Source organism: Streptosporangium heterodermiicola (assembly GCF_051390675.1).
Classification (GTDB): domain Bacteria; phylum Actinomycetota; class Actinomycetes; order Streptosporangiales; family Streptosporangiaceae; genus Streptosporangium.
On record NZ_JBPJSR010000060.1, the window covers coordinates 1 to 4,301 of the forward strand.

A 4,301-nucleotide genomic window follows, 5' to 3' on the forward strand; every position below is an offset into this window, starting at 1 on the left:
AGGTCGACCTCGGTTCGGCGGCGTCGGTCGGCAGGGTGGTGCTGAAGCTGCCGCCGCAGGCGGCGTGGCAGGCCCGCACGCAGACGCTCTCGGTGCAGGGCAGCACGAACGGCTCGTCGTTCGCGACGCTCTCGGGATCGGCGGGCCGTTCCTTCGACCCCGGCTCCGGCAACACCGTCACGATCACGTTCTCCGCGGCGTCCACCCGGTACGTCCGGGTGAACGTCACCGGCAACACCGGCTGGCCGGCCGCGCAGCTGTCCGAGTTCGAGGTCTACCAGGCCTGACACCTCGGGGCCGGGTCCCGGGCGGCGCGACACGCCACCCGGGACCCGGCCCCGCCGCCGCGGCCTGACGGCCTCAGCGGAGCTCGCGCTTGAGGATCTTCCCGGTCGCGGTCATCGGCAGCGCGTCACGGAACTCGACGATCCGCGGGTACTTGTACCCGGCCATGTTCTCCCTGCCCCAGGCGATGAGCTCGTCCTCGGTGATCGTCGCGCCGGGGGTGCGGATGACGTACGCCTTGACCTCCTCGCCGTGCGAGTCGTGGGCGATCCCGACCACCGCCGCGAGGGAGACCTCGGGGTGGGTGATAAGGACCTCTTCGAGCTCACGCGGGTAGACGTTGAACCCACCCCGGATGATCATGTCCTTGGCCCGGTCGATGATGGAGTAGTAGCCGTCGGTGTCGCGGGTGGCGATGTCGCCGGTACGGAACCAGCCGTCCCGCATGACCTCGGCGGTCGCCTCGGGCCGGTTGTAGTAGCCCTTCATCACGTTGTGGCCGCGGATCGCGATCTCGCCGGGCCCCTCGCCCTCGATCGTCTTCCAGTCGCCGTCGACCAGCTTCATCTCCACCCCCCAGACCGGCGTGCCGATCGTGCCGGGCTTGGTGGGCCTGCCCAGCTGGTTGAAGCTCGCCACCGGGGAGGTCTCCGACAGGCCGTACCCCTCCAGGATCCCGGTCCCGAAGGTCTTCTCGAAGTCCTTGAGCACCTCGACGGGGGAGGAGGCGCCACCGGCGACCGCGATCCTGAGCGAGGTGGGCACCTCGTCGCCGTCGGCGTGGATCTTCGTCAGCATCGCCCAGTACATGGTCGGTACGCCCGCGAACAGCGTGATGTTCTCGGCGCGCATCAGCTCCAGGGCGGGCCCCGGCTCGAAGCGCGGCACGAGCACGACGGTCGCCCGGCGGCGGAACCCGGCGTTCATCACGACGGTCTGCCCGAAGGAGTGGAACAGCGGCAGCACCGCGAGGTAGGCGTCACCGCCCTCGGTGCGCGGGAACATCTCGTCGGAGACCATGGCGTTGAGCAGCATGTTCTGGTGGCTGAGCTCGGCGCCCTTGGGCTGGCCCGTGGTGCCGCTGGTGTACAGGATCACCGCGGTGTCGTCGGGCGAGGTCTGCACGGTCTCGAACTCGCCGGACACGCCGTCCAGCGCCGCCCACAGCGTCTCCCCGTACTCGGACTCGGTGGCGAACGCGGTGGCGGGCAGCACGAAGAAGTGCTCGGCGGAGGCATTCTCGAAACCGGCCTTACCGCGCTCGCCCAGCGGCAGCTCGGGGGTGCCCTCGAAGCAGAACAGCGCCTTGGCCTGAGAGTCGTCCAGGTGGTAGGCGATCTCCCTGGACTGCAGCAGCACGTTCAGCGGCACGACCGTGGCGCCGGCCTTGAGGATCCCGTAGTAGACGAACGGGAAGTAGGGCAGGTTCGGGCAGGCCAGCGCCACCTTGTCGCCCTTACCGATCCCGCGGGAGACCAGCAGGTTGGCAACCTGGTTCGCGACGGTGTTGACCAGGGAGTACGGCAGCCGCAGGTCACCGAAGACCAGCGCGGTGCGGTCGGGGGCCTCCCTGGCGCTGTCCTCCAGTGCGATCGACAGGTTGAGCATCGTGTACGTCCTCCTCCGAGCAAGCTCTGACCCGCTCATACTGGCAGCCCGAGATACCGACCGGTAGGTAGCGCGATGACAAATTGACGGGCAAAGCATGGGGGAGTAAGCAGAACAGGAGCGCGCTTACGGGGAGGCGAGCTGGCCGGCTGTGCGATGAAAGGTCAGTGAGCGTGGAGTACGACTACGTCATCGTGGGCGCGGGGTCGGCGGGATGCGTGCTGGCCAACCGCCTCTCCGCCGACCCCGGCACGCGGGTCGCCCTCATCGAGGCGGGCGGCTCCGACCGGAAGCTGGAGGTCCGGATGCCCGCCGGGTTCTCCAAGCTGTTCAAGACCGAGCGCGACTGGGACTTCACCACCGCCAGGCAGCCCGAGCTGTCCGGCAGGGAACTCTACTGGCCGCGCGGCCGGATGCTCGGCGGATCCTCCTCGATGAACGCCCAGATGTGGGTGCGCGGGCACCGCGCCGACTACGATGGGTGGAACGTGCCAGGCTGGTCCTACGAGGAGGTCCTCCCGTACTTCCGCAGGGTCGAGCGCCGCGCCGGCTCCAACCGGGGCGGCGTGTACGGCACGGAGGGCCCGATCCACATCTCGGAGCTGCGCTCCCCGAACCCCGCCACCGCGCTCTTCCTGCGGGCCTGCGAGGAGCTGGGCATCGCCCGCCTGGAGGAGCTCAACGGCCCCTCCAACGAGGGCTGCTCACCGACCCCCGTCACCCAGCGCGGGGGGCGTCGCTGGAGCTCCGCGGACGCCTACCTCACCCCCGCGGCCAGGCGGCCCAACCTCACCGTGCTCACCTCCTCGCGCGTACGCCGGGTGCTCGTCGAGGACGGGCGCGCGACCGGGGTGGAGTACGGTGACGACGGCCTCGTGGTCGCGCGGGCGCGCCGGGAGGTCATCCTGTCGGCCGGGGCGATCGGCTCACCGCACCTGCTGATGCTGTCGGGCATCGGCCCGGCCGACGAGCTGCGGGCCGCCGGTGTCGAGCCGGTCCACGAGCTGCCAGGGGTCGGCGCGAACCTCCAGGACCACCTCGCGTCGGGCGTCTTCCTGCACTGCCTCAAACCGATCACCCTCGCCGGCGCCGAGTCGACCGCCAACCTGCTGCGCTTCCTGGCCGGGGGCCGGGGCATGCTCACCTCCAACATCGGCGAGGCCGTGGCGTTCATCCGCACCTCCGAGGAGGAGCCCGCCCCCGACATCGAGCTGATCTTCGCCCCCGGCTCCTTCGTCAACCACGGCCTCACCCCGCCGCCCGGCCACGGCCTCACCATCGCCTCGATCCTGCTCCGGCCGGAGAGCCGCGGGCGCCTCTCGCTGGACGGCCGGGAGGTCGTCATCGACCCCGGCTACCTGACTGCGGCGGCCGACGTCCGGCGGCAGGTAGCCGGGCTGCGGAAGGCCCGGGAGCTGTTCGCCACCGAGGCGCTCCGGCCGCTCGCGGGGCCGCCGATGGACCCGTACTGGAATCCGAGGACCGAGGAGGAGCTCGTCCGCTGGATCCGCGAGCGCAGCGAGACCCTCTACCATCCGGTCGGCACCTGCCGGATGGGCGACGACCCCGGGTCGGTGGTGGACCCCGAGCTGCGGGTCCGGGGGATCGCCGGCCTGCGGGTGGCCGACGCCTCGGTCATGCCGCTCATCGTCCGGGGGCACACCCACGCGCCCACCGTCATGATCGCCGAAAGGGCCGCCGACCTCATCGCCGCCGGCCGCTGAGCCGCGAGCCGCTGAGCCGCGAGCCGCTGAGCCGCGAGCCGCTGAGCCGCGGGCCGCTGAGCCGCGGGTCTCGTCTCCGCCGAGTCACCGACCGTCGAGTCGCCGTCGGGTCACTGACCGTCGAGTCGCCGAGTGTGTGGTGGCCGGGCCGCCGGGGCGCCGAGCGTGTGGTTGCCAGGCCGCCGAGGGGCCGGCCGCCGGGACGCCTTCCGGGCGCGGGCCGCGTACGCGGACCAGCTTGGCCAGGCGGCGGCCTTCCTTTCGCCGGGTTCCAGGGTGGAGCATGTTCCCATGCCGGGCGCCTCCCACATGGGGAGCGCTCCCGGAAGGTCAACAACCCCGTTCTGGCTGGGCTGGTTGCGCCGAGGGTCCTGTGGCAGGATCCATAAAACAGAATGCGGTTCTAGTGGAGGCTGGCGTGACGGTTTCACTCGCGGACATCGATCTGTCGGACATCTCCTTCTGGGAGCGGCCGATGGCCGAGCGGGAGGCCGCCTTCGCGGTGCTCCGCGCGCAGCCCGGCCCCATCCTGTTCGCCGAGCCCGAGATCCCCTTCGCCCCGCCCGGCCCCGGTTACTACGCCCTGGTGCGGCACGCGGACATCGTCGAGGCCAGCCGCCACCCCGACATCTTCTCCTCGGGCCGGGGGGCGACGTCCGTCCAGGACCTCGGCCCCGAGTTCGG

At 71.1% G+C, this 4,301-nt stretch carries 3 protein-coding genes and 1 pseudogene; 3 read left to right on the forward strand and 1 reads right to left on the reverse strand.

Annotated features, from left to right (window positions below):
* On the forward strand, positions 1–287 hold a 287-nt coding region (locus ACSC1Q_RS42830), incomplete at its 5' end, for a galactose-binding domain-containing protein (protein WP_436764486.1).
* A gap of 73 nt (positions 288–360) precedes the next feature.
* Here ACSC1Q_RS42830 and ACSC1Q_RS42835 read toward each other — a convergent pair.
* On the reverse strand, positions 361–1,893 hold the full coding sequence (locus tag ACSC1Q_RS42835; RefSeq protein ID WP_436764487.1) for a long-chain-fatty-acid--CoA ligase: 1,533 nt from the start codon (positions 1,891–1,893) through the stop codon (positions 361–363).
* 173 nt (positions 1,894–2,066) lie between these two features.
* Between ACSC1Q_RS42835 and ACSC1Q_RS42840 the strand changes: the two genes are divergently transcribed.
* Both ACSC1Q_RS42840 and ACSC1Q_RS42845 read left to right on the forward strand, forming a co-directional pair.
* Positions 2,067–3,617, forward strand: coding sequence for a GMC family oxidoreductase (locus tag ACSC1Q_RS42840; RefSeq protein WP_436764488.1), 1,551 nt, complete (start codon positions 2,067–2,069; stop codon positions 3,615–3,617).
* Positions 3,618–4,035: 418 nt separating this feature from the next.
* Positions 4,036–4,301, forward strand: a pseudogene (locus ACSC1Q_RS42845) (cytochrome P450); the annotation flags it as partial.

What these genes read in the sequence shown, in the direction of transcription:
- ACSC1Q_RS42835 (WP_436764487.1), bottom strand. Translation starts at nt 1,893, where the DNA reads ATGCTCAACCTGTCGATCGCACTGGAGGACAGCGCCAGGGAGGCCCCC.